This is a genomic window from Lichenihabitans sp. Uapishka_5 (assembly GCF_033947565.1).
GTDB lineage: Bacteria > Pseudomonadota > Alphaproteobacteria > Rhizobiales > Beijerinckiaceae > Lichenihabitans.
Genome location: NZ_JARPVX010000151.1, coordinates 1 through 4,277 on the forward strand (window position 1 = coordinate 1; position 4,277 = coordinate 4,277).

The following is a 4,277-nucleotide window of genomic DNA, read 5'->3' on the forward strand; positions in this document are numbered from 1 at the left end:
GCTCGATGCCGTGCAATGGGCCGCCGAGGCCGGGCCGGCGCGCAACCGCCTGCGCGGCCTGTTGAAGGCGGCGCCCGACATGGCTCGCGCCTTGTCACGGCTTTCGCTCGACCGTGGTGGCCCGCGCGACCTCGCGGCGCTGCGGGATGGGCTCGGGGCGGCGGCCCAGGTGGCGGCCCTGCTCGATGATGTGACAGAGCTGCCGCCCGCCTTGCAGGAGGTCGCGGCGGCCCTGCGCGGTGTTGACCCCGGCCTCGCGGACACGCTCGCGGCGGCGCTCGCTGACGATCTGCCGCTGCAAAAACGCGACGGCGGTTTTGTGCGGGCCGGCCACCATGCCGGGCTCGACGAAGCGTTGCGGCTGCGCGACGACACCCGGGGCGTCATCGCGGCGCTGCAGGGTCGCTACGCCGAGGCGACCGGCACCAAGAATCTGAAGGTCAAGCACAACACCATGCTGGGCTTCTTCATCGAGGTGGCCCAGCAGGTCGGCGAAACCTGGTTGCGGCCGCCCGCCAGCGCCACCTTCATCCACCGTCAGACCATGGCGGGCGCCATGCGGTTCGTCACGGTGGAGCTGACCGAACTCGACGGACGCATCGGCTCGGCCGCCGCCGAAGCGCTGGCGCACGAGCTTGCGGTATTCGGCGGCCTCGCGGCGCTGGTGCTCGCCGCGGCCCCAACCATCCGGGCCGCCGCCGACGCGCTTGCGGCGCTCGACGTGGCGCTCGGGCTGGGCGAACTCGCGACGGCCCGCAACTGGGTGCGGCCGCGGGTCGACGGGAGCCTCGCCTTTGCGATCGAGGGCGGCCGCCACCCGGTGGTCGAGGCGGCCCTGAAGGGGCGCGGCAAGCCCTTTGTGGCGAACGATTGCGACCTCACCGGCACGGCGCCGCGCGGCGCGGCCAAAGGCGGCGGCCGGCTCGCCGTGGTGACGGGCCCCAACATGGCCGGCAAGTCCACCTTCCTGCGCCAGAACGCCCTCATCGCGCTCTTGGCCCAGATCGGCAGCTTCGTGCCGGCGACGGCCGCCCATATCGGGGTCGTGGATCGGTTGTTCTCGCGCGTCGGCGCAGCCGACGACCTGGCGCGGGGCCGCTCGACCTTCATGGTCGAGATGGTCGAGACCGCCGCCATCCTGAACCAGGCCGGCCCCCGCGCCCTGGTGATCCTCGACGAGATCGGCCGCGGCACCGCCACCTTCGACGGCCTGTCGATCGCCTGGGCGGCAGCCGAGCACCTGCACGAGGTGAACCGCTCGCGCGGCCTCTTCGCCACCCATTACCACGAGCTGACCCAGCTCGGCCGCACCCTGAAGCGCCTGACGAACCTTACCATGCGGGTCACCGAATGGCAGGGCGACGTGGTGTTTCTGCACGAGGTGCTGCCGGGCGCGGCCGACCGCTCCTATGGCATCCAGGTGGCGAAGCTCGCAGGCCTGCCGCGCGCCGCCGTCGAGCGCGCCCGCTCGATCTTGAGCGGCCTCGAGGCCAGCTCCCGGGCGGCACCGGTGGAGCGCCTCGTCGGCGACCTGCCGCTTTTCGCCGCCATCCCCGAGCCGGCCGTGGCGCCGGCGCTGCACGAAGACGGCGGTGGCGACGCGCTGCGGGCGGCGCTCGCGGCCCTCGACCCCGACGATCTGACGCCGCGCGCAGCCCTCGAAGCGTTGTTTGCCCTGAAGCGTCTGGCGACCGGCGGCTCCGATCGCTGAACCGCCAGGCAGCCGCCTGATCCTCGCGGGTCGGGCCGGCCTGCGGCGCCTCGCAGCGGCCTGGTCGGCTCGCCACGTCGATGCGCTCGAATGCGTGCTGTCGGTGCTGCTGGCGATCGTGCTGGCCCATGGGCTCGGCACCGCCAACGTGTCCTGGGCCGCCTTCTCAGGCTATATGGTGATGCGCGGCCACGTGCTCGACAGTTTGAGGCGCGGTTTGCTGCGGCTCGCCGGCACGGCGCTCGGCGCCCTCGGGGCGGTGGCGCTCGGTCACATCGGAAACGGGCCGCTGATGGTCGCGGTGGACGGCGGGCTGGTGGCGCTCGTGTCTCTTTACGGCGCCCTGACCCACCGGCACGCTTATGCGTTCCTGTTTCTCGGCCTGACCTTTGAAATGATCGGGCTCGACAAACTCGAGCATCCCGGGCTCGATGCCTCGGCCTTTGCGGCGACGCGCTGTCTCGAAGTGCTCGCCGGAACACTCGCCTGCATCGTGGTCAGCGCCTTGTCGACCGTGACGGTGCGACGGCGCTGGCCGGGGTCGCGCCTGCCCGCGGCGACGAGCCTCGGCTGGCACCCCCAGGCGTTCCGCCATGCAGCCCAGGGCGCCGTTGCAGTGGCGCTGCTGCCCGTGCTGCATGCCATCCTGCCGCTTCCCGAACTGGCGCAGGCGGCTGTCAGCATCATGGCCGCCATGGTGGTTGCGGTGCCGCGCCTCGGCCCGAGCGGCCTCGCGCCGGTCACGGTCCGCCTGGCGCAGCGGGTTGCGGGGTGCGTCGGCGGCGCCCTGCTGGCTGGCGCGGTGCTGCTCGTGGCGCCCGGCAACGGGCCCGCCATGCTGGCCGGCACCGTGGTGGGCGTTGGGCTCGGACGCTTGATCGAGAACGGGCGCGGGACCCTCAGCTATTCAGGCACGCAATTCACCCTGGCGGTGCTGGTCACGCTGGTGCCAGACAGCTATGCGACGGCCGACGTTGGGCCGGGCCTCGACCGGCTCGCCGGCATCCTGTGCGGCATCGCGATCCTCGAGCCCGTGCTGGTCGCATGGCACGTCCTGGCGCCCCGGCTGGGCCGGCGGCGCGCCTGATCCGTCACCGTTCCGCCAGCGCCACCACCTGCCCTTCCCGCGCCGCAAAGGTGCCGGGCCGTCGCGCCGCCGCCTCCGCCGCCAGGGCATCGAGCGCGTCGTCGTCATGCGCCGGGTCGTGGTGGAACAAGGCGACCTGGCCGACGCCGGCGCGCTCCGCCAGCCGCACCCCGGCTTCCCAGGTGGAATGGCCCCAGCCGATCCGCCCCGGATATTCGGCCGGCGTAAAGGTGGCGTCGATGATCATCAGGTCGGCGTCGCGGACGAACGCGACCAGCCGGTCGGGCAGCTCGCCCGGGCCCTGCTCGTGGTCGGTCACATAGGCCACGGACGCGCCCCGATGGCTCACCCGATAGGCCGTGGCGCCGCCGGGATGGTTGAGCGGCGTCGTGGTCACCGTGATGCCGTCGCCGAGATCCAGCGTCGCGCCGGCCAGGAAGTCGCGGTAGTCCATGCCGGCCAGGAAGGTTTCGGGCGTGATCGGCAGCAGCGGCGGCACCATCAGCTGGGCCAGCATGCGGGCCAGATGGGTTTCGGGCGTCAGGTGTCCGGCCCAGAGCCGCAGGGTGCTGCCCGGATCGAAGGCCGGCTGGAAGAACGGCAGGCCGATCAGGTGGTCGACATGGCAATGGCTGAGCAGCAGGTCGAGGCTCACCGGCATCGGTCCCGCCGCAAGCGACAGCCCGAGCGCCCGCAAGCCGCTGCCGGCGTCGAGGATCACCTGCCGTTCGCCGCAGCGCAACGCGACGCAGGGCGTGTTGCCACCATAGCGCAGCGTGTCGGGGCCCGGGCACGCGATGGAGCCGCGCACGCCCCAGAAGCGCGCCAGGATGGCAGGAGGGGGCGGCGTGTCGGTCAGGAGATCTCCTGGTGGCTTCGGCACAAGCGGGCGCCTGACGAATGGCAGCTTCGCCGCCTTTGTTGTGGGGCAGCGCCCGATCGTGGTCCCCGGTGGCAGCCTAGGCGAAGCCGTGCCGGGCGTCGAGGGCCCGCTTGGCCGCGGTAAGGCGGCGTTGACTCTGCCACCCGGAAGGCCCCCGCCGGTAACGATCGGCTCAACGGCGAACGCGCAGGGTCGGCGGCATGACCCTGATGGCCCCCCTCCTCGCCCCTGCCAGCTCAAAGGCCCTACGGCATGGCCTGCGCTTCGCCACGGCGGAGCCCGCTCGCGGCATCTCCAAGGCCCGACGCCGCTGGCTCGCCCTCGGGGGCGTGGCTCTGCTGGGCTGCGCCGGCTTCGGCGCGCTCGCCCCCCATGGCCCGCCGCCTGCGCTGGTGTCGAGCGCATTCCCGGAGGCCGCCGCACCAACACGGCCCGCGGCGGCACAGCGGCCCGTCACCCCGGCCTGGGTCGAGGTGGTGCGCCCTTTCATGGCCTATGACCTCGCGGGCGGCCCGTTTGCCCGGCTGCCGCTCCGCTACGAGGCCCGCCGCAGCGTCGCCGGCGATACCAGGGAGGACACGCTGGCCTATGGCGAC

Annotated in this window: 4 protein-coding genes; 3 read left to right on the forward strand and 1 reads right to left on the reverse strand. The window is 72.9% G+C overall.

The window, feature by feature from the left end:
- Together mutS and P7D22_RS22460 are read left to right on the forward strand one after the other, a co-directional pair.
- A partial coding sequence (gene mutS, locus P7D22_RS22455) for a DNA mismatch repair protein MutS (protein ID WP_319936478.1) occupies positions 1 to 1,711 on the forward strand: 1,711 nt, incomplete at its 5' end.
- A gap of 94 nt (positions 1,712 to 1,805) precedes the next feature.
- The gene (locus tag P7D22_RS22460; RefSeq protein WP_319936479.1) at positions 1,806 to 2,798 is read left to right on the forward strand and encodes an FUSC family protein; all 993 of its coding nucleotides are present in this window, start codon (positions 1,806 to 1,808) and stop codon (positions 2,796 to 2,798) included.
- 4 nt (positions 2,799 to 2,802) lie between these two features.
- Here P7D22_RS22460 and P7D22_RS22465 read toward each other — a convergent pair whose 3' ends face one another.
- Complete coding sequence (locus tag P7D22_RS22465; protein ID WP_319936480.1) at positions 2,803 to 3,681, reverse strand: MBL fold metallo-hydrolase; 879 nt, start codon at positions 3,679 to 3,681, stop codon at positions 2,803 to 2,805.
- Between the two features lie 209 nt (positions 3,682 to 3,890).
- On the opposite strand from P7D22_RS22465, the gene P7D22_RS22470 reads away from it, so the two are divergent.
- Positions 3,891 to 4,277: hypothetical protein (locus P7D22_RS22470; RefSeq protein WP_442916134.1), on the forward strand; the 387-nt coding region annotated here is incomplete at its 3' end.